Source organism: Streptococcus sp. V919 (genome assembly GCF_054353475.1).
Map to the genome: position 1 here is coordinate 56,277 of NZ_JBTHHY010000003.1, position 21,293 is coordinate 77,569.

General features: G+C 40.2%; 21 protein-coding genes. 12 read left to right on the plus strand and 9 right to left on the minus strand.

Going from position 1 to position 21,293, the window contains the following annotated elements; genetic code table 11:
• Positions 1 to 6: 6 nt before the first annotated feature.
• From ACXYSK_RS08130 to ACXYSK_RS08150, 5 genes are all read right to left on the minus strand, one after another.
• Complete coding sequence (locus tag ACXYSK_RS08130) at positions 7 to 966, minus strand: DUF6574 domain-containing protein (RefSeq protein WP_458625658.1); 960 nt, start codon at positions 964 to 966, stop codon at positions 7 to 9.
• A 30-nt stretch (positions 967 to 996) separates the two neighbouring features.
• A complete protein-coding gene (locus ACXYSK_RS08135) occupies positions 997 to 1,944 on the minus strand; it encodes a DUF4097 family beta strand repeat-containing protein (protein ID WP_458625659.1) in 948 nt (315 codons plus the stop codon).
• Positions 1,937 to 2,530: a DUF1700 domain-containing protein gene (locus ACXYSK_RS08140; protein ID WP_458625660.1), complete on the minus strand. Its 594-nt coding sequence runs from the start codon at positions 2,528 to 2,530 to the stop codon at positions 1,937 to 1,939. The genes ACXYSK_RS08135 and ACXYSK_RS08140 overlap by 8 nt, the downstream gene beginning before the upstream one ends.
• Positions 2,517 to 2,843: a PadR family transcriptional regulator gene (locus ACXYSK_RS08145; RefSeq protein WP_458625661.1), complete on the minus strand. Its 327-nt coding sequence runs from the start codon at positions 2,841 to 2,843 to the stop codon at positions 2,517 to 2,519. Before ACXYSK_RS08145 ends, ACXYSK_RS08140 begins: the two co-directional genes overlap by 14 nt.
• A gap of 138 nt (positions 2,844 to 2,981) precedes the next feature.
• Positions 2,982 to 4,148 carry a CynX/NimT family MFS transporter gene (locus ACXYSK_RS08150; RefSeq protein WP_458625662.1) on the minus strand — a complete coding sequence of 389 codons (1,167 nt, stop codon included), beginning with the start codon at positions 4,146 to 4,148 and terminating at the stop codon, positions 2,982 to 2,984.
• Positions 4,149 to 4,365: 217 nt separating this feature from the next.
• On the opposite strand from ACXYSK_RS08150, the gene ACXYSK_RS08155 reads away from it, so the two are divergent.
• The 4 genes from ACXYSK_RS08155 to ACXYSK_RS08170 all read left to right on the plus strand — a co-directional run bounded on the left by ACXYSK_RS08155 (position 4,366) and on the right by ACXYSK_RS08170 (position 8,419).
• On the plus strand, positions 4,366 to 5,400 hold the full coding sequence (locus tag ACXYSK_RS08155) for a glycosyltransferase family 2 protein (protein WP_458625663.1): 1,035 nt from the start codon (positions 4,366 to 4,368) through the stop codon (positions 5,398 to 5,400).
• Between the two features lie 48 nt (positions 5,401 to 5,448).
• Positions 5,449 to 7,299: a polysaccharide biosynthesis protein gene (locus ACXYSK_RS08160; protein WP_458625664.1), complete on the plus strand. Its 1,851-nt coding sequence runs from the start codon at positions 5,449 to 5,451 to the stop codon at positions 7,297 to 7,299.
• 149 nt (positions 7,300 to 7,448) lie between these two features.
• Positions 7,449 to 7,808, plus strand: coding sequence for a DUF805 domain-containing protein (locus ACXYSK_RS08165; protein WP_458625665.1), 360 nt, complete (start codon positions 7,449 to 7,451; stop codon positions 7,806 to 7,808).
• 146 nt (positions 7,809 to 7,954) lie between these two features.
• Positions 7,955 to 8,419 carry a DUF805 domain-containing protein gene (locus ACXYSK_RS08170; protein ID WP_458625666.1) on the plus strand — a complete coding sequence of 155 codons (465 nt, stop codon included), beginning with the start codon at positions 7,955 to 7,957 and terminating at the stop codon, positions 8,417 to 8,419.
• Between the two features lie 104 nt (positions 8,420 to 8,523).
• Here ACXYSK_RS08170 and ACXYSK_RS08175 read toward each other — a convergent pair whose 3' ends face one another.
• From ACXYSK_RS08175 to sdaAB, 3 genes are read right to left on the minus strand one after another with little or no spacing between them, the layout of a single operon-like run.
• On the minus strand, positions 8,524 to 9,156 hold the full coding sequence (locus ACXYSK_RS08175) for an HAD hydrolase-like protein (protein WP_458625667.1): 633 nt from the start codon (positions 9,154 to 9,156) through the stop codon (positions 8,524 to 8,526).
• 22 nt (positions 9,157 to 9,178) lie between these two features.
• Positions 9,179 to 10,051 carry an L-serine ammonia-lyase, iron-sulfur-dependent, subunit alpha gene (gene sdaAA, locus ACXYSK_RS08180; RefSeq protein ID WP_458625668.1) on the minus strand — a complete coding sequence of 291 codons (873 nt, stop codon included), beginning with the start codon at positions 10,049 to 10,051 and terminating at the stop codon, positions 9,179 to 9,181.
• A gap of 8 nt (positions 10,052 to 10,059) precedes the next feature.
• Entirely contained in the window at positions 10,060 to 10,731 is a 672-nt protein-coding gene (gene sdaAB / locus ACXYSK_RS08185) for an L-serine ammonia-lyase, iron-sulfur-dependent subunit beta (RefSeq protein ID WP_049526542.1), read from the minus strand.
• A 242-nt stretch (positions 10,732 to 10,973) separates the two neighbouring features.
• On the opposite strand from sdaAB, the gene apf reads away from it, so the two are divergent.
• A complete protein-coding gene (gene apf / locus ACXYSK_RS08190; protein ID WP_458625669.1) occupies positions 10,974 to 11,591 on the plus strand; it encodes an aggregation-promoting factor in 618 nt (205 codons plus the stop codon).
• A 158-nt stretch (positions 11,592 to 11,749) separates the two neighbouring features.
• Here the strand turns inward: apf and ACXYSK_RS08195 are convergent, their stop codons facing one another.
• Positions 11,750 to 12,541 carry a hypothetical protein gene (locus ACXYSK_RS08195; RefSeq protein ID WP_458625670.1) on the minus strand — a complete coding sequence of 264 codons (792 nt, stop codon included), beginning with the start codon at positions 12,539 to 12,541 and terminating at the stop codon, positions 11,750 to 11,752.
• Between the two features lie 305 nt (positions 12,542 to 12,846).
• On the opposite strand from ACXYSK_RS08195, the gene mnmA reads away from it, so the two are divergent.
• From mnmA to nrdD, 7 genes are all read left to right on the plus strand, one after another.
• Positions 12,847 to 13,968 carry a tRNA 2-thiouridine(34) synthase MnmA gene (mnmA, locus tag ACXYSK_RS08200; RefSeq protein WP_006154784.1) on the plus strand — a complete coding sequence of 374 codons (1,122 nt, stop codon included), beginning with the start codon at positions 12,847 to 12,849 and terminating at the stop codon, positions 13,966 to 13,968.
• 19 nt (positions 13,969 to 13,987) lie between these two features.
• Positions 13,988 to 14,602, plus strand: a complete 615-nt coding sequence (locus ACXYSK_RS08205; protein WP_006154752.1) for a MarC family protein — start codon at positions 13,988 to 13,990, stop codon at positions 14,600 to 14,602.
• A 144-nt stretch (positions 14,603 to 14,746) separates the two neighbouring features.
• Positions 14,747 to 15,202: an NUDIX hydrolase gene (locus ACXYSK_RS08210; protein WP_458625671.1), complete on the plus strand. Its 456-nt coding sequence runs from the start codon at positions 14,747 to 14,749 to the stop codon at positions 15,200 to 15,202.
• Between the two features lie 8 nt (positions 15,203 to 15,210).
• Positions 15,211 to 17,127, plus strand: coding sequence for a tRNA uridine-5-carboxymethylaminomethyl(34) synthesis enzyme MnmG (gene mnmG / locus ACXYSK_RS08215; protein WP_458625672.1), 1,917 nt, complete (start codon positions 15,211 to 15,213; stop codon positions 17,125 to 17,127).
• An 89-nt stretch (positions 17,128 to 17,216) separates the two neighbouring features.
• Positions 17,217 to 17,351: a hypothetical protein gene (locus tag ACXYSK_RS08220; protein ID WP_458625673.1), complete on the plus strand. Its 135-nt coding sequence runs from the start codon at positions 17,217 to 17,219 to the stop codon at positions 17,349 to 17,351.
• Positions 17,352 to 17,395: 44 nt separating this feature from the next.
• Entirely contained in the window at positions 17,396 to 18,949 is a 1,554-nt protein-coding gene (locus tag ACXYSK_RS08225) for a damage-inducible protein CinA (RefSeq protein WP_458625674.1), read from the plus strand.
• 125 nt (positions 18,950 to 19,074) lie between these two features.
• Complete coding sequence (gene nrdD / locus ACXYSK_RS08230; RefSeq protein WP_458625690.1) at positions 19,075 to 21,282, plus strand: anaerobic ribonucleoside-triphosphate reductase; 2,208 nt, start codon at positions 19,075 to 19,077, stop codon at positions 21,280 to 21,282.
• The last annotated feature ends 11 nt before the right edge of the window (positions 21,283 to 21,293 follow it).

The window sequence follows — 21,293 nt, forward strand, 5'->3', positions numbered from 1 at the left end:
TTTATCTTACATAAAAGCAAGGATTCGAAGATAGTCGAAAACAAGTGCCATTTCTGCTAGGAAAAAGATAAATAGGACACCTCCGTTGACCAAGAAAGCCAAGAGAAGGCGATAGAAGGAATCAGTTTGACTATCCTTGCTAGGTCTTGAAATGATATAGAGGTTACCAAGTAGTACCATGCACATACTAATGAGGCAGAGAAGAGCCGCAAAGCGTAGACCGTTAAAGAAGGCAAAGAAGCTAGCAATACCTGTCAAGAGAATTGGGATAGCCAAGAGTCTGCTATGTACTTGAAAGGCTCTTTCCAATGTCCAATCACTGTCCTGATCGACAAAACGTTTGACTACAAATCCACCCATGAGGATAGAGAAGAAGAACAAACTTGTCGCTACCAGGATAGAGAAGATAGAAAAGAGATTTAGTGAAGGGAGATGCTGGAGAGCTTTAGAGTCGATGGCTGCCATGCGGCCGTAGTAGCCTTGCTTGGTGTGATAAACTGTAAAGAGGAAACTCGTGGCAGAAAAGATAGTTAGGAGCGCAAAGGCAGTGTAACTATGTTTTTTATCTGTATCGAACCTTGCTGTCGGTTCTTTAAGGGCACCTTGTAACCAAATCCAAAAGTCAGCTAGTTCTTCTTTGAAGATTACCGTTTTTGTAGGTACAGGATCTGGGACAAATGGACTTTCCAAAGATTTGCTAGGCTGAGGTGCTTCTTTGACAGGCTCTTCTGACTGGTCTGTCTTTGTTGCCAGTTTATCTTCAGCTTCTTCTTGTTCTTCAGTCTCTACTTTTTCTAAATCAGCATCCTTATCTTCTGGAATAGCTTGGGAATTTTCCTCGACTACTGGCAACTCTTCTTTTTCTTTTAGTTCTTCCACGGGAATGACGGGGTCAGATGGACTTTCTTTTTTATCATTGTTGGCTGTTTTCTCGAAATCAGCACTTTCAAACCATTCTTGAGTCATGATGAGACCTCCCTTTTGATTAGTAACTTTTTATTCATGATTTCTATAAGAAGGCGAGCGAACATCCTCTTTTGGTAGATTGATGTCTCGACCAGCTTTTGCGACAAGTAAATCTTGTGTATCTTTTTTCTCTGATTTGTAAGGATTAGAGAACTCTTCATCTTCCTTATTTTCCTCGTTTGGATTATATCCTTCCCGACTACGATGATAGATGGAACCATGGTCAGAAGAAAGATCTAGATTGATTCTGTCAAATTCTTTTTGGGTTAGCTTTAGGGTCATATCTTTTTCTGTCTCTAATTCCACTCTGCCATGGATTTGGATGTCGTCAGCAGAGATATGTTCATGTTCTGCTTGGATGCGGCTGTCAGTCAGACTGGTTTCAAATACATTGACAATTCCAGCTGTGGTTAGTTGGCTATTTTTAATCTCGCTATCAGTGATCCGAAGAAGATAGCCATTTGACTGAATCTTAGCATTGCTGAGTTTTGCATTAGCAATCGAAAGGATGCGATGGTCGACCTGAGCTGTAAGATTTTTTAAGTCCTTTCCTCTTGGTAATGAGAGAACAACTTCATCATTGCGGCTAGAGATTCCGCTTGCGATAAAGAGAATACCCTCGATACTAGAACCTATAGAGCGACGTGTAGTTGATTTTGTATCAGTTATTTCAAGACTTTTCTCTTTGATAGAGTGTTGAAGGTTCTCTTTTTCAGAGATGGTTGGATGATACTGGATGCGAATCTTATCATCGTTAGACTCCGTGATGACTAGCGAATGTTGTGTTAGTGAGATGTTAAGATTTTCGATATCTTGATCAAATGTGAGTTCTTCCATTCGGCTCTCAAAGACTGGATTTTGAGACATTGCAAGGAGGCTTCTGACACCATCGGTTTGGATACCGATGATCATCATGGAAAAACCGATGATACTGGTGACAATACCAAAGATAAGAAATCCTTTTGTTAATTTACGCATGACTTTCACCTCTCTTTCCTCTATTAAGAATCCACTGAATGAGTCGAAGGACTAGTATTCCAAAGAAACGGGTCACATAGGAAGTTGCTAGCAAAACGAGGGACGAAGCTCCGATTGCCAGTAAACCTCCACCAAAAATCAGCATAAAGGCAGATGTAGATTCAGCCAGAACGTAGAAGCTTTCAAATAGGAGGACAGCTCCGAGCACCATTCCAGCTGCCGATACAGCAAAGAAGGTTAAAAGTATACTAATCGCAGCGATAAAAATACAGATGATAACCATGAGGAAACTAATTGCTACAGGGATGCCGATAGGAGCCGCAAGAAGTGCTAGGATAGCGATTTGTATCACTTGACGGTTATTCTTACTTGAATTTTCTTCGTTGATTTTTTTATCGAGAAGTGTTGTCAAAATATCATGGGCAGCCTCTTTTGGACTACCGAGACTAGCTATGAGTTCTTCCTCACCTTCTGGACCAGCATCATCAAAGAGTTCTTTGAAGTAGTCCATGGCTTCGATACGATCAGCTTGAGGAAGCTGCATCAGATAGGCTTCAAGCTGATTCAAATATTCAGTTCTTGTCATGGCGAATGCTCCCCTCTATAATGCCGTTGATAGTGTCAGTGTAGAGTGCCCATTCTTCTCGAAGGACAAACAGTTGCTCCTCGCCAATTTTTGTCAAGGAGTAGTACTTGCGCATCCGACCTTGATATTCGCGAGAGTATGTAGTCAGATAGCGATTAGTATCCAGTTTTTTCAGGATGGGGTAGAGAGTAGATTCCTTAATTTTGGCAATGAGTTTAATGGTTTGGCTAATTTCATAACCATAGGAATCCCCTTGTTCTAGAATGGCCAAGATGAGAAATTCAATCAAGGCCGATGATGTTGGGAAATACATGGGGCACCTCCTTTTTAGTATATAAAAATTTTATATATAATTATTCTACACATACATCATACATCTAAATGGAAACGCTGTCAAGAAATATGTATAAAAATTTTACATATAAAAAATCTTCCAGCAAAAACTAGAAGATTAGAGGATTTTATCCGCTCGATCCACCATAAAGAGGGCAGTTGTCATGATGATATCAATAACTAGAAGAGCCAATACCGCTGGAACCCAAGAATGGAACATGTCAAAACTGTAACCAAACAGAGTTGGCCCAAAGGCGGCTAGAATGTAGCCACCGGTCTGGGCAAGTCCAGATAATTGAGCTGTCTTTTCAGGAGAACTGGTTTTGATGGAGAAACAGACCATGAGATAAGGAAAAAGAGCACTGCAGGCTGTACCAATCAAAAGTTGCGCCACCAGCCAGTATAAGAAACTGTTGCTTGGGTATAAAAGCATGGCGATTCCTAACATACCAGCCAGAGAGATGACTGTTAACATGATTTGACGGTGACGATTAGACAGACGCGTCGTTAAACTTGGAATGGTCATCGAGAAGGGAATGCTAATTAGTGAGAAGATTGAAGCCAGTAGACCAGCATCTGTATGAGACAGTCCGGCACTGATTGTCATGGTTGGTAACCAGGTCATGCAGGTATAGAAGAGTAAGGACTGAAGCCCCCCAAATACAATAATAGCCCAAACTTGCTTGTTTTTTAAGATATTTTCTTTCTCTTGTTTTTTCTCATGTCCTTCTAAGAAATGATTGTGACCATGGTTGGGGAACCAGACCAATAAGGTTAGTAGACAGACCAAGGATAAGCAGAAAATCAAGCCTTTCCAGGATGTTGCCTGAGTAATGGGGACTGAGAGATAGGAAGCAAGAGCAGTGGCAATTCCCATAGTCGTCACATAAATCGTTGTCAGGAAGCTAATCTTTTGTGGGTAGTTTGCCTGAATGACACTAGGAAGAAGCACGTTGAAAATAGCGATACTTGCTCCGATAAGTAAGGTTCCCAGATAAAGCAGAGGGAGATTGAAGATACGAATCACTGAACCGACGGTCAAGACGATAAGACTATAGGTGAAAAGATGCTCGAGTCCAATCTTTTGAGCCAAGCGGCTAGCAAAAGAGGAGAAGAGGGCGAACATCAAGAGAGGAAGACTCGTCAAAATACCAAGCGAGCTGACCTCAACTCCTAAACCTTGGGCGATATCTCCTAAAATAGTTGGTAAGGCAGTAAAAGGAGCTCTTAAGACTGCCCCAATTAAGATGATTCCTAGAATAAAAAAGAGTGATCGTTTTTTCATGTGAACCTCAACAAACTGATTTTGATAACAGCTTATTTTAAGGCTTTTTCCTATAGATGTCAAGATAGAGTGAGGAAATCCACTACTTAGAGAATTGAAATCATTGAAAAAAGAAAGATAGATAGATTTACTAGTTTTTTTCTGCAATTCAAATAAAAATAGGAAAGTCTGGGAATTTGTGATAAAATAGTGAAAGAAAATATTTAGGAGACTATAAGTGATTCAACAAATCGATAATTTAATCGTCTCTATTGTGATTAGTGCTTATAATGAAGAGAAGTACTTACCAGGCTTAATTGAAGATTTAAAAAGACAGACATACAGTAAAGAAAATATTGAAATTCTATTTATTAATGCAATGTCTACTGATAAGACAACCGATATTATTCAGAGATTCATCTCTGAGGATACTGAATTTAGGTCAATTAGATTGTATGATAACCCTAAAAAGAATCAAGCAAGTGGTTTTAATTTAGGGATTAAGAACTCTAATGGAGACGTTGTTTTGAAGATTGATGCGCATTCCAAAGTCACAGAGGATTTTGTGAAGAATAATGTTGAACTCATCAATCAAGGGGAATATGTCTGTGGGGGGCCTAGACCAACGATTGTTGAAGATGAGGGTAAATGGTCAGAAGCTTTACATATTGTTGAAGAAAATATGTTTGGAAGCAGCATCGCAGATTATCGAAACAGCTCTCAAGACAGATATGTTTCTTCTATTTTTCATGGTATGTACCGTCGAGGAGTTTTTGAGCAAGCTGGTTTAGTCGATGAACAACTCGGAAGAACGGAAGATAATGAGCTTCATTATCGTATCAGAAAACACGGATATAAGATAAGATTTAGTCCCAATGTTTTATCTTATCAATATATTCGCCCAACATTTAAAAAGATGCTCCACCAAAAGTATTCAAATGGTCTATGGATTGGATTGACAACTCATGTTAAACCAAGATGCCTATCAATCTTTCATTATGTTCCCTTTGCTTTTGTGTTAAGCATTTTTGTAGGTGCTATGTTACTACCTTTTTCACCATTGTTTTTAGTGCTTCTTTTTGCAGTATATAGTCTACTTGTAACATCTTTGACGATACTTGCTTTATTGAAACATAAAAACGAAGTATTATTGTTAATGCCTGCTATGTTATTTTCAATCCATTTTGCCTATGGGATAGGAACATTGGTTGGGTTAATCAAAGGTTTCAAATGGAAAAAAAGTTACAGCTACGACATTCAATATTTAAGTTGAGAATACTCTCATACCAAAAATTTCTCTGTGTAGGAGGATACCATTCACATGAATAAAAAAATGACAGATTATGTAATTGATCTGGTTGAAGTATTAAATAAACAACAGAAACAAATTTTTTGGGGATTTTTTGATATTGCCAGTATGGTCTTATCAATTATTGTTTCCTATATTCTATTTTATGGATTAATCAATCCAGCCCCGGTAGACTATGTCATTTACACAGGTCTAACCTTCCTTTTCTACCAACTGATGATTGGATTCTGGGGTCTTAATGCTAGTATTAGTCGATACAGCAAGATTACAGATTTCATGAAGATTTTCTTCGGAGTAACCATCAGTAGTATTTTATCTTATATTATTTGCTATGCTTTCTTACCACTCTTTTCTGTCCGCTTTATCGTACTCTTTATCCTATTAACAACCTTCTTGATTCTACTTCCTCGTATTACTTGGCAGTTGATTTACTCAAGACGTAAAAAGGGAAATGGAGAAGGAGAACACCGCCGTACCTTCTTGATTGGTGCCGGAGATGGTGGTGCGCTCTTTATGAACAGTTACCAGCATCCTACCAGTGACCTTGAATTGGTCGGGATTCTGGATAATGACGAAAAGAAAAAAGGTCAAAAGCTTGGAAAAATCCCAGTCTTGGGTTCTTATGATGACCTGCCAGAATTGGCAAAACGCTACAGAGTTGAAAAAGTGATTGTTGCGATTCCGTCTCTAGATCCATCTGAGTATGAACGCATTCTGCAAATGTGTAACCATATCGGCTTGAAATGCTATAAGATGCCTATGATTGAGTCAGTTGTGCAAGGTATTCAGCCTCCAATTGGTGGTTTCCAGAAGATTGATATCACAGACCTTTTGGGACGTAAAGAGATTCGACTAGACGAATCACGTCTGGGTTCTGAAATTACTGGTAAAACAATTCTGGTGACTGGTGCCGGAGGTTCGATTGGATCAGAAATTTGTCGTCAGGTTAGTCGTTTCAATCCTGAACGTGTCATTTTGTTAGGACATGGAGAAAATTCGATTTACCTGATTTACCATGAATTGATTCGTAAGTACCAAGAAATTGACTTTGTTCCTGTCATTGCCGATATTCAAGATTACGAGCGTCTGCTTCAAGTTTTCGAACAATATGAACCAGCTATTGTTTACCATGCTGCAGCTCATAAGCACGTTCCGATGATGGAACGCAATCCCAAAGAAGCCTTCAAGAACAATATCCTTGGAACCTATAATGTTGCCAGAGCAGTTGACGCTGCTAGAGTTCCAAAAATGGTTATGATTTCGACAGATAAGGCCGTTAATCCACCAAACGTAATGGGAGCAACAAAACGTGTTGCTGAGTTGATTGTGACTGGATTTAATCAACGTAGCCAATCAACCTACTGTGCGGTTCGTTTCGGTAATGTACTTGGTAGTCGTGGTAGTGTGATTCCTGTCTTTGAACGTCAGATTGCTGAAGGTGGTCCTGTAACGGTGACAGATTTCCGAATGACTCGTTACTTCATGACCATTCCAGAAGCTAGTCGTTTGGTGATTCATGCGGGTGCTTATGCCAAAGATGGGGAAGTCTTTATCCTTGATATGGGCAAACCTGTACGCATTTACGACTTGGCTAAGAAAATGGTTCTACTCAGTGGTCATACTGAAAATGAAATTCCAATCGTAGAAGTAGGAATTCGCCCAGGTGAAAAACTATATGAAGAATTACTTGTATCAACTGAATTAGTGGACAATCAAGTAATGGACAAGATCTTTGTTGGTAAGGTAAATGTAATGCCTCTTGAAATGATCAATCAGAAGATTGAAGAGTTCCGTACTATGCAGGGTGCTGAATTGAAGAGAGCTATTATTAGCTTTGCTAACGAAACGACACATGTTGACTAACATGAACTGCACTCTTTTAAAGAGTGCAGTTTTTATGTGAGTATTATCCTATGTAGTCGCTTTATTGATTCTCAATTATGGAGAGACTTGTCAATAATGAATATGTGTGATAAACTGATATTAAATAAAAAATATATAGGGAGTCTATTATGATTAACGCTTATAAAAATTTCTTTAAAGGCTATGTTGATTTTGCAGGCCGTTCAACACGTTCCGACTATTGGTGGGTTTTTCTTGGAAATATGATTCTTTGTATTCCTTTCTACTTAGCATACGGGAATGCTCTGGCTAACTTGCGAAACGAGGGTGCTCTTATAACTTTGGGCTTTATCGCTATTATCTATTTTATTTTTGGCCTAGCACTTTTCTTGCCGTCACTTGCTTTGATGGTCCGTCGCCTTCGTGATGCTGGTTTCCACTGGGCGCTCATCTTCGTTGCCTTTATTCCAATGGTTGGAAGTATCGCTCTTTTGGTACTTCTAGCTATGCCGACAAAGGAAACACTATAAGTTCAACTATCTGAAGAATGCTACAAGGACGAAGAATTTTCAGTCTTGTCGAATAATTTGCTAACACTCCCAGGTCTTTTACTAGATTTGGGAGTGTTCTATAACTGTACAGTATCTACTAGTAAAATAAAAAATGGGAGTATCTCATGATTAACGCATATAAGAATTTTTTTAAGGGGTATGCAGAGTTCGCTGGACGTTCAACGCGCTCAGATTACTGGTGGGTTTGGTTAGGAAACTTTATCCTTTCTATTCCTTTCTCGATTATCTATTTATACACTATATTTCTTAGTGCCGTGATGGATTCGATAGACGATTCAGTGAGCGAAGCTACTTTTATGGTGTTGGGCTTAGTTGTTATTATTTATGCAGTTTTCTTCCTAGCAATCTTAGTGCCAACACTAGCTTTGTCAGTTCGTCGTTTGCGTGATGCTGGATTCCACTGGGCCTTTATCTTCCTTCGTTTCGTCCCAATGGGAGGGATTGCCCTTTTGATCTTACACGCTATGCCAACAAAAGAGATTAAGGTAGTAAACTATAGTGAACCTCAAGCAGTTAATGTTGAAGAAGTCATCGAGGTGACACCATTTGAAGATTCTGATAAGAACTAAAAGATTTTAGTTTTACATTTGTATCTTTTTTGAACTTCTTGTATTTTGTTACCAACAAGTTAAAAAGCACTCCAATTTAATTGGAGTGCTTTTCTTTAGATCTTCTATTGTAGTTGAACTAAAATATCTGTTGGTTGATGAGCAACCCAGTCAGGTTGATAGGTCATGAGTTCTTTATCATCGCCAAATCCCCAAGTAACCGCCAGTTTTCGAATGCCTGTTTCTTGGGCACCAATCATATCAAACTTAGTGTCTCCGATAATAACCACTGTTTCTGGGTCTAGATTATGAGTTGTCAATACTTGACGGATAACATCTGCCTTGTGCAGGGCTTGAGGACTTGAACCATAGATTCCATCAAAGAATTGATTGATCTCAAAGTTGCTTGTCATATCAATTGCAGTTGGTGTATTCTTCGTAGTAGTGATATAGAGTGGATATTGTTGAGCTAGTTCAGTTAGCAGGTTTTTGATTTGTGGAAAGAGCTGAGCTTCGTAAACTCCCTTTTCTTTATAGTAGGAACGATAAAGCTGGATAGCTCTTTCAACTTGATCTGCTGGGAGGCAACTAGTGAAACTTGTTTCCAATGGTGGCCCCATAAAGCCACGGATGGTTTTTGCATCTGGACTAGGGACTCCCAGTTGGTCAAAAGTATAGGTGAACCCATTGTGAATACCGATTGAGCTATCTACAAGGGTTCCATCTAGATCAAAAAAGATGGCTGATAGAGATGACATTGATTCTCCTAGTAATTTGAAATTATTCACCGAAGATTTTTTTTTGAAGGCGACGGCCTGTTGGAGTGGCTGCGAGACCACCCTCGGCGGTTTCACGAAAGGCAGTTGGGAGACTAGAGCCCACTTGGTACATGGCATCGATCACTTCATCAACTGGGATTTTTGATTCGATACCAGCTAAAGCCATATCAGCTGCGATGAAGGCAAAGCTGGCTCCCATAGCATTTCGCTTAACACAAGGAACTTCAACCAAACCTGCAACGGGATCGCAGATAAGACCGAGCATATTTTTGATAACGAAGGCGATGGCCTGGCTCGCTTGATAAGGCGTTCCGCCTGCAGCTAGGGTTAGGGCAGCAGCGCTCATGGCTGAAGCTGAACCAACTTCGGCTTGGCAGCCTCCTTCGGCTCCAGAGATAGAAGCGTTGTTCGCAATGACGAGACCAAAAGCGCCCGCAGCAAATAAGAAGTCTAGTTGTTGTTCATGAGTTAGACCCAACTTTTGAATAGCAGCTGTGAGGACTGCGGGAAGACAACCGGCACTACCAGCAGTAGGAGTTGCACAGACCAATCCCATCTTGGCATTGTGTTCATTAACGGCGATAGCGTTACGGGCTGCAGATAGGACAGTGAAGTCTGATAGTGTTTTTCCTTTTTTGATGTAGTGATCGAGTTTGGCTGCATCTCCACCAGTTAAACCACTACGAGATTTCTTTTCGCTGAGACCGAGTTCAACAGAAGCCTTCATGACTTCAAGATTACGTTCCATGAGTAGAAGAACTTCTTCACGTTCACGCCCAGTTAGCTCAAACTCAGTCGAAATCATGAGTTCAGCAACATTTCCTTGAAAGTCTAAGTCGGCTTGTTCGACTAATTCTTTGATAGAGTAAAACATATTTTCTCCTATTGAAAGAAATTGACATTATGCAAATGAGGAATTTTACGAATTTCTTCGATAGATTCTTCACAGTTGCGGCTATCAACTTCGATAATCATAATGGCTTTCTCACCAGCTTTTTCTCGAGTTACATTCATTTGAGCGATGTTAATATTAAAGCGCGATAAGGCCTCTGTCACATGAGCGATCATACCAGGGACATCCTGATGAACGATGATAATGGTAGGGGTGTTCATGTTGAGAGATACGGCAAAGCCATTTAGTTCTGTCACCTGGATGTTACCACCACCGATTGAGATTCCTGTTACACTGATAGTCTTACGATCATTCTTCACAGTGATTTTCGTGGTGTTTGGGTGGGGAGCATTACTATCCTTTTGGATGGTCCATACGATTTTGATACCACGTTTGTGGGCAATTTCCAGACTGTTAGGAATTTCAGGGTCATCTGTATCCATTCCTAAGATTCCAGCGACGAGGGCAAGATCGGTCCCATGTCCGCGATAGGTTTTGGCAAAAGAATTGAAAAGTTGGAACTCGACTTCAGTAGGAGTGTCGTCAAAGATTGATGAAACGATTTTTCCGATACGAACAGCTCCTGCTGTATGACTACTAGATGGACCAATCATAACTGGACCAATGATATCAAAGACAGATTGAAAACGAAGTGATTGCATCTGTTTCCCCTTAAAAAGATTCTTACTTCTATTATATCAAAGATTGGTTTCAAGTGCTTAATTCCGTTCTGAAATCTAAAAAAATGCCAAAAAGCCTTTAATAACGAGGCTTTTGTAACAAAAAAGGCTATTTCTAGGTAAATAAATCACAGTTCTGTAACATTTCTACACAAAATCGTTAACAAATAGTAATAATAGAAGGGTATCATGGTAGTATAAGAAAGAAGGAGAAACTTTTTTAAATGAAATCAAACATTAAAACTAAATTTGCGGGATTAGCAGTAGTACTTGCTTTCCTAGCACCATCATTAACTTTTGCACAAGAATCAAAAACTTACACAGTCAAAGCTGGAGATACTCTCTCAGAAATTGCTGAAACTCACAACACAACAGTTGAAAAATTGGCTAAATTGAACAACATTAAAAACATTCACCTTATCTATGTTGACCAAGTATTGGTTATCGACGGTGAAGCTCCAGCCGCTTCAACTACAACAGAAGCTCCTGTAGCAGAAGTCAAAGAAACTTCAGCAGTTTCTGAGACTGTTGTAGAAGAAACTACATATGAGGCTACTTACAAACCTGTAGCGCCTGTAGTTGAAGAAAGCTATTCAGCTCCAGCTTCAACTGTAAGTGGTTCAGAAGCAGAAGCTAAAGAATGGATCGCCCAAAAAGAATCAGGCGGTAGCTATACAGCTACAAACGGACGTTACATCGGACGTTACCAATTGACAGATTCATACTTGAACGGTGACTATTCAGCAGAAAACCAAGAACGTGTAGCTGACGCTTATGTAGCAGGACGCTATGGTTCATGGACTGAAGCTAAGAACTTCTGGCTTAATAACGGTTGGTACTAAAAAAATAAAAAAAGAGCCTTGAATGGCTCTTTTTGTGTACCTTTTAATGAGAGACAATTTTTAAGTAATAGTGACGGAAGATTTGTTCAGGTTGATGATTTTACAGAATTTTTCCACCCGAATTAGTAAGTTAAACTGTTTAAGTCGCGAATTTTAGTTTAATTATTATGTCTATTAGCCTCTGTCTGAGAACCGGAAGAATTAGAAGATTGATCTCGTGTATCAACGCCATTATCTCCTCCCCTGCTAGCACTATCAGTTGAGTATTGGTCCGTTGCAGGTGCTTGGGAATTAGATATGCTTCCATTTGTTTCTGGATAGCTTTGAATATAGCTACTATCTTCTGAACGGCTGGCTTCTATTCCGGCATCTCTAGTAGTCGTTTCTGTTTGGGTAGTTTTTTCTTCTTCTTTTTTGGTCAAGACTTCAACTTGTTTTTGGAATTTAGAGATTAGTTCTTGAATTGGTTTTATCTTTTCTTCAAGAGCAGCTTGGTCGCTGGCAGAATTAATGTTTTTAATGATGTCTATTATTTTTTGCAAGGAAGTGATGGCTGTCTCAAGTTTTTGTTTATCTTGAAACTGGCTATCAGAATCCTTTATATCTAATTTCAAAGCTTTTTCACTATAATGATTTGTGACTTTATCGGCAGTAGAAGCGAGAAAGTCTGCTAATGTCTTTTTGCCTTCATCAGTAGTTGGTTTTAATTCTTGAATTTTTTTCCAATCTTCTATAATGGTTTCAGAATCAATATTGAAGTCTTTAATAGCGTTTTTTACTTGTTCGACATCTTGTTGATTTTTTTGTTGTTTGATGAGAGCAACGTTCCCTCTCTCTGCTTGGATTTTTTCTTGATGGAGGACTAAGCCTGTCAAAAGTCCAATACCTGCAATAAGTGTAATAATAAAAATAGTATTTTTTGATTTTAGAATATCTTTGTAGTTGTTCACATTAGTCCTACGCACATGGATGATGGTGTATATATGGAATCATGTGCGCATTCCTCCTTATTAAAGTATATCATTTTTAGTTGATTTTAAAAATAAGTTTTTAAAGAGAATAGAGATTTAGGAATGAATTGATTTCTTTTGTATCCTGATTTTCATGTATTGACAGAAGAGGTTGATAGATTGTCAGCATCTTCCTTGTCTTCTATAACCAAGCATGTTATAATGAAAACTGCTCAAACGACCTTCAATCGTGATAGCAAACACGACCTTCAATCGTGAATAAACGAATAGATGGGAGAACTACCATGAGTGATAACTCTAAAACACGTGTTGTCGTGGGGATGAGTGGTGGTGTTGATTCGTCGGTGACGGCTCTTTTGCTCAAGGAGCAGGGCTACGATGTGATCGGTATCTTCATGAAGAACTGGGACGACACAGATGAAAACGGCGTCTGTACGGCGACCGAAGATTACAAGGATGTGGCTGCGGTAGCAGACCAACTTGGCATTCCTTACTACTCTGTAAATTTTGAAAAAGAGTACTGGGACCGCGTTTTTGAGTATTTCCTAGCGGAATACCGTGCAGGACGCACGCCAAATCCAGATGTTATGTGTAACAAGGAAATCAAGTTTAAGGCCTTTTTGGACTATGCTATGACCTTGGGTGCAGACTATGTGGCAACTGGGCACTATGCCCGAGTGTCGCGTGATGAGGATGGCATCGTTCACATGCTTCGTGGCGTGGACAATGGCAAGGATCAGACCTATTTCCTCAGCCAACTTTCACAAGAACAATTACAAAAGACTATGTTCCCATTGGGACATTTGGAAAAGCCTGAAGTTCGCAGACTAGCAGAAGAAGCAGGCCTTGCGACTGCTAAGAAGAAAGATTCGACAGGGATTTGCTTTATTGGAGAAAAGAACTTTAAAGAATTTCTCAGCAACTACTTACCAGCTCAGCCTGGTCGAATGATGACTGTGGATGGTCGCGATATGGGTGAGCATGCCGGTTTGATGTACTATACAATCGGTCAGCGTGGCGGACTCGGTATCGGTGGGCAACACGGCGGTGATAATGCCCCTTGGTTTGTTGTTGGAAAAGACCTGAGCCAGAACATTCTCTATGTAGGTCAAGGCTTCTACCATGATTCGCTTATGTCAACTAGCTTAGAGGCTAGTCAAGTCCACTTTACTCGTGAGATGCCAGAGGAATTTACGCTCGAATGTACGGCTAAATTCCGCTATCGTCAGCCTGACTCTAAAGTGACTGTGCATGTCAAAGGGGATAAGGCAGAGGTCGTTTTCGCGGAACCGCAACGCGCCATTACACCAGGACAGGCAGTTGTCTTTTATGATGGCGAAGAGTGTTTAGGTGGCGGTTTAATTGACAATGCCTACCGTGATGGCAAGGTTTGTCAGTATGTCTAACTGGAGTTAAGTAAAAACGATGAGTTCTCAATTTTTTTATGCATTTATGGCATTTTTCGCTATAATGAACCCAATTTCAAATCTTCCTGCTTACATGGCTTTAGTTGCAGATGATAGTCAAAAAATTTCACGAAAAATTGCTTTTAGGAGTCTTTTGATTGCCTTTGTTATTGTAACTGTTTTTATCTTTTCAGGAGATTTCATTTTTAAAGTATTTGGAATTACAATTGTTTCTTTCAGAATTGCTGGTGGAATATTAGTGGCCGTTATCGGTTATCATATGATTAATGGTAATCATTCACCCAGCTATAAAGGAATGGAGCAGCAAGCAGTAAATTCAGATCCAATGTCTATTGCTATTTCTCCTCTTGCAATGCCACTTTTTGCGGGACCAGGTACAATTACAACTGCTTTAAGTCTGGCTAATGGAGATTTGCAGAATCAACTGATAACCGTAGTTGCTTTTGCTCTACTATGTGTCATCACTTATCTCCTGTTAAGAAGTGCAAAACAAATTGCAGGCTTCTTGGGAGAAAATTTGATGAAAATTATAACGAAAATGATGGGACTTTTACTATTCTCGATAGGAATACAGATGATTATCGTCAGTGTGCAGACCTTGCTCAAACAATGATTTGCATTGACAAAACGATTTGATTTGATAAAATAACTTTAACAATAGTCATGATGGTCAAAGCTCATGGATGTTGTAGGCTTTTTGTTCTGCACTTCTTACGAGTTTTGACTGTTTTTGTGTCGTTTAAAGGAAAGGGAAAAAATGACTCAACAAGACTTTCGGACAAAGGTGGGAAACACTGTTTTTGGTGTTCGTGCAACAGCCTTGATTCTCCAAAATCATAAGCTCCTAGTCACTAAAGATAAGGACCAGTATTACACCATCGGCGGTGCTATTCAAGTCAATGAAAGAACGGAAGATGCCCTAGTCCGCGAAGTGAGGGAAGAACTGGGTGTTAAAGCTCAAGCTGGACAACTAGCTTTCGTGGTTGAAAATCGTTTTGAACAGGAAGGTGTTTTCTATCACAATATCGAGTTTCATTATCTGGTGGACTTACTTGAGGATGCCCCATTGACCATGCAGGAAGATGAGAAAAGGCAACTTTGTGAGTGGATTGACTTGGACAGGCTTGAGGATTTCCAACTAGTTCCAGCCTTTTTAAAAACAGCCCTGCCAGCTTGGAACGGCCAACTAAGACACATTCATTTTGAGGAATAGGAGATAAAATGACTTATAATTTTACGGAAGAATACGATATTATTGTAATCGGTGCGGGACATGCGGGAGTTGAAGCTTCTCTAGCTGCGAGCCGTATGGGTTGCAAGGTCTTGCTTGCGACCATCAACATTGAAATGTTGGCTTTCATGCCATGTAATCCGTCTATTGGTGGTTCTGCCAAGGGGATTGTCGTGCGTGAAGTGGATGCCCTTGGTGGCGAAATGGCTAAGACCATTGACAAGAGTTACATCCAGATGAAGATGCTCAACACTGGGAAGGGACCAGCTGTCCGTGCCCTTCGTGCGCAGGCTGATAAGGAGCTTTACTCTAAAGAGATGCGCAAAACCGTTGAAAACCAAGAGAATCTTACCCTTCGTCAAACCATGATTGATGAGATTTTGGTGGAAGAAGGCAAGGTTGTCGGTGTTCGTACAGCTACCCATCAGGAATATGCTGCCAAGGCTGTTATCGTGACTACAGGGACAGCCCTTCGTGGGGAAATCATCATCGGAGACCTCAAGTACTCGTCAGGTCCTAACCACAGCCTAGCTTCGATTAACCTTGCTGATAATCTCAAGGAACTGGGACTTGAAATCGGTCGTTTCAAGACAGGAACGCCTCCACGTGTCAAGGCTTCCTCTATCAACTATGATGTGACAGAGATTCAGCCAGGGGACGAGGCACCAAATCACTTCTCTTACACTTCACGTGATGAGGATTATGTTAAAGACCAAGTTCCGTGCTGGTTGACCTATACCAATGGTACCAGCCATGAGATTATTCAGAATAACCTCCACCGTGCGCCTATGTTTACAGGTGTGGTTAAGGGAGTGGGACCTCGTTACTGTCCGTCGATTGAGGACAAGATTGTGCGTTTTGCGGACAAGGAACGTCACCAGCTTTTCCTTGAGCCAGAAGGACGCAATACAGAAGAAGTATATGTTCAAGGGCTTTCAACCAGTCTTCCTGAGGATGTGCAACGTGACTTGGTACATTCCATCAAAGGTTTGGAAAATGCAGAGATGATGCGAACTGGTTATGCTATCGAGTATGACATGGTCTTGCCTCACCAATTGCGTGCAACGCTTGAAACCAAGAAAATTTCAGGACTTTTCACAGCTGGTCAGACAAATGGAACGTCAGGTTACGAAGAAGCTGCTGGTCAAGGGATTATTGCTGGTATCAATGCGGCTCTGAAAATCCAAGGTAAGCCTGAGTTGATTTTGAAAAGAAGTGACGGTTATATCGGGGTGATGATTGACGATTTGGTGACAAAGGGAACTATTGAACCCTACCGTCTCTTGACCAGTCGTGCTGAATACCGCCTCATTCTCCGTCATGACAATGCCGATATGCGCTTGACTGAGATGGGACGCGAGATTGGGCTTGTTGATGATGAACGTTGGGCACGCTTTGAAATCAAGAAAAATCAATTTGACAATGAGATGAAGCGCCTAGACAGCATCAAACTCAAGCCGGTCAAGGAAACTAACGCCAAGGTCGAAGCGATGGGCTTCAAACCATTGACTGATGCAGTAACAGCCAAGGAATTCCTTCGTCGTCCTGAAGTCTCTTACCAAGATGTGGTAGCCTTCATCGGACCTGCTGCTGAAGAGTTAAATGACAAGATTATCGAATTGATTGAAACAGAAATCAAGTACGAAGGCTACATTTCAAAAGCCATGGATCAGGTTGCCAAGATGAAACGCATGGAAGAAAAACGGATTCCAGCCAACATCGACTGGGATGACATTGATTCCATTGCGACAGAAGCTCGCCAGAAGTTCAAACTCATCAATCCAGAAACCATCGGCCAAGCAAGTCGTATTTCAGGTGTAAACCCAGCGGATATTTCCATTCTTATGGTGTATCTAGAAGGTAAAAATCGAAGCATTTCTAAAAACTTAGAAAAGAAAGCTGACTAATTACAAAAAGACTGAAATCTCTTTGGGAATTCAGTTTTTTTGATAGAATTTTCCTTGTTTTTCGAATAGAGAGAAAAGGGGGAGAAGGGATGTTAACGATAGAAGAAAAAAATTTTTTAGACACTTTTAAAAAGGCTTCATACCATCGTTTTTATGAGATTGAACGCTTTGTTACCTTGTCTGAAAAATTGAGCGAACGTCCGCCAAAAGCTGACAAGAACTAGACTTTTTGATATACTAGAACAAATTAAAATATAGGAGAGAGCGAATGAACGTATATGGCAGATTAGAAGACGAACCAACTCCAACTTGGATGGGAAGTCAGGATGCTCTGGTAGAAAATGAGGAGCAACTCGAGGTTGAAACCCGCGAACCTGCCCGCTTACCCTTTTTTAATATCCTAATTTTGAGTACCTTAGTAGTACTTGTGTCTGTGATTCTACCCTATTTATTTGGACTGCTAAGTCCAGAACAGGCTCAGGATTTCTATAATGGATGGGCTATGCATCAGAGTGGGGATATCTATTCAGATTATTTTGGGACTAGTGGTCTCCTCTATTACTTTTTACAGTTTTTAACCAAGGGCAGTATTTTGTTTGCAGTCTTTAATTGGTTGGCCTTAGTGGGTGCTGGCTTTTTTCTTTTTCATTCAGCTTATAACCTAACTGAAAAAAACAAGCAATCGCAACAAGTGTTGACGGTCTTTTATGTCCTGGCTAGTGCTTTTAGTTTTGGTGGGGGATATGCAACTATTCTTGCCCTCCCATTCTTGTTCTATGCCTTGAGTTTAGTAACAGCTTATTTGTCAGAACCAAGTCATGACAGAGGTTTCATCCGTATTGGGATTAGCCTAGCTCTAGCATTTTTCTTTGCGCCCTTGGTCACAGCTTTGTATGGATTTTTCTTGTTTTTTGCTGTAATAGCTTTTAATGTTGGTCGCAATAACTTGAATCATGGTCTCTATCAATTTTTTGCAGCGGGCCTTGGTTTTTCAATCTTCTTTTATCCAATCGGCTACTATACAGCTTATAAAGGTAGCTTCGGAAATGCGATTAGCCAAATCCTCTATCCAGTAGATAGTTTGAGCTTTACGTCTAATCCAAGTTTGTTAGACAATCTTCTTTTCTACGGATTGTTAGCAATTGCTCTTGGAGCATTGACGTTGGCATTCGCAGGTCTCTTCCAATCTAAACTATTGAAACAATCAGTCTTATCAATCTCTGCTGCAATAGCTGTTATTTTGGTATTAGTTTTAGAAATTTTCTCTACAGATCTTATCAATGGTAGTCGTATGGTTGAATTGTTACCTTTCTTGTCTATTCTATTGTTAACTCGAATTCGCACGTGGGAATTAGAGGGAGCCAGCCGTCGTAGAAGACGCAGAGAAGAAACGTCACCATGGGGTACTTTTGTAAAAGGAAATGCCTATCTGCCAATTTTAGCTCTCGTTTATCTATTTTTAGCTCCTGTAGTTTCACGATATGTGCTTCATGCAGAACAATATAAAGAGCGCACTAGTATTGAAGCTAAGATTAAAAGTGAAACAAAGGCTACAGATCGTATCTATGTATGGGATAATCTGACAAGTAGTTATAAGGCTAGTGAGCGTTTAGCAGCAAGTCAGTTGCTATCTCCTAGATTGCATACAGGACTTGATGCAAATCGTACTAAGCTTGTAAATGATCTTCGAGATAATCAACCAAAGATGATTGTAGTGAATACAAAAACATCTCTTTGGACAGAAGTTGAGCAGCTTTTAGCTGAAAATTATCAAGCCGTTCCAAGTGAATACAAAGATTTCAAACTATACAAATTAAAATAAAAATTATCAATATCTTGTGTTATTTTAAAAAAATTTTATTTTTTTACACAAGATATTGATTTTTATTTTTTTAGTGATATAATACTTTTTAGAATCAATATTATATTTAAGAAAAGGGTATGGATATGATTGTATTGGAAGAGAAGACTGTCCCTGATCCAACTTTATTCGTTGAAAAGCGTGACGGTAGACGTGTCATTTTTGATGTAGATAAGATTGACAAAGCGCTTCATAAGGCTGCGGAAAAGGTTATGGATGTAACTCCTTTGGTCGAAAAGCGACTTAGTACCCTCGTTGAACGTATCGTTGACGAGATTCATAGCCGTTTCCCACAAGGTGTAAAAATCTATGAAATTCAAAACATCGTAGAACACGAGTTGTTGGAAGCTAAAGAATATGCCTTGGCCGAGGAGTATATTACCTATCGAACACAAAGGGATTTTGAGCGCTCAAAAGCGACAGACATCAACTTTAGCATTCATAAACTTCTCAACAAAGATCAGGCAGTTGTCAATGAAAATGCCAATAAAGACAGTGATGTCTTTAACACCCAGCGTGATTTGACGGCAGGGATTGTTGGAAAATCCATCGGACTTCAAATGCTTCCTAAGCATGTGGCAAATGCCCACCAAAAAGGGGATATCCACTATCACGATTTGGACTACAGCCCCTACACTCCTATGACCAACTGTTGTTTGATTGATTTTAAGGGTATGTTGGAAAATGGTTTTAAGATTGGGAATGCTGAGGTAGAAAGTCCGAAATCTATCCAAACTGCGACGGCGCAAATTTCACAAATCATCGCAAACGTCGCATCTAGTCAGTATGGGGGATGTTCAGCAGACCGTATTGATGAAGTTTTGGCTCCTTATGCAGAGAAAAATTATCAAAAACAACTTAAAGATGCAGAGGAGTGGGTCCTACCTGATAAGCGCGAAGAATACGCATGGAAGAAAACTCAAAAAGACATCTATGATGCCATGCAATCTCTAGAGTATGAAATCAATACTCTCTTCACTTCAAATGGTCAAACACCCTTTACTTCTCTTGGTTTCGGTCTAGGAACCAATCGTTTTGAACGTGAAATTCAAAAGGCAATCTTGAACATTCGGATCAAGGGGCTTGGTTCAGAACACCGTACAGCCATCTTCCCGAAACTTATCTTTACTCTTAAAAGAGGACTTAACTTAGAGGCAGGCTCTCCTAACTACGACATTAAACAATTGGCTCTCGAGTGTGCAACCAAGCGCATGTACCCAGATGTCTTGTCTTACGATAAGATTGTCGAGTTGACAGGTTCTTTCAAGGTTCCGATGGGATGTCGTTCTTTCCTCCAAGGTTGGAAGGATGAAAATGGAGTAGAAGTCAACTCAGGTCGTATGAACCTAGGTGTGGTAACGGTCAATCTTCCTCGGATTGCCCTTGAATCTGAAGGCGACATGAATAAGTTCTGGGAAATCTTCAATGAGCGGATGAATATCGCAGAAGATGCACTGGTCTATCGTGTAGAGCGGACCAAGGAAGCAACTCCAGCTAATGCTCCTATCCTTTATCAATACGGAGCTTTTGGACGCCGCCTTGGTAAGGAAGAAAGTGTTGACGAACTCTTTAAGAATCGCCGTGCTACTGTTTCGCTTGGCTACATTGGACTCTATGAAGTAGCGACAGTATTCTTTGGCAACAATTGGGAAACCAATCCAGAAGCCAAAGAATTCACCCTTGATATCATTAGAGACATGAAACATCGAGTAGAAGAATGGTCAGACCAATATGGCTATCACTTCTCAATCTACTCAACTCCATCTGAAAGTTTAACAGACCGCTTCTGTCGCCTGGATACAGAGAAATTTGGTTCTATTCCAGACATTACTGATAAAGAATACTACACAAATTCCTTCCATTATGATGTCCGAAAAAATCCAACTCCTTTTGAAAAATTGGACTTCGAGAAGGTTTATCCAGAAGCGGGTGCATCAGGTGGATTTATCCACTACTGTGAGTACCCAGTTCTTCAACAAAATCCAAAGGCCTTGGAAGCTGTTTGGGATTATGCTTATGATCGTGTAGGTTATCTAGGGACTAATACTCCGATTGATCGTTGCTACAAGTGCGATTTTGAAGGAGACTTTAATCCAACCGAGAGAGGTTTTGCCTGTCCTAACTGTGGCAATAGTGATCCTAAAACAGTCGATGTTGTTAAACGGACTTGTGGCTATCTTGGAAATCCGCAAGCGCGTCCGATGGTGAATGGACGTCACAAGGAAATTGCTGCGCGTGTTAAACACATGAACGGTTCTACTATTAAAACAGCAGGGCATGAAGTAACAAATTAGAAAGAGATAGC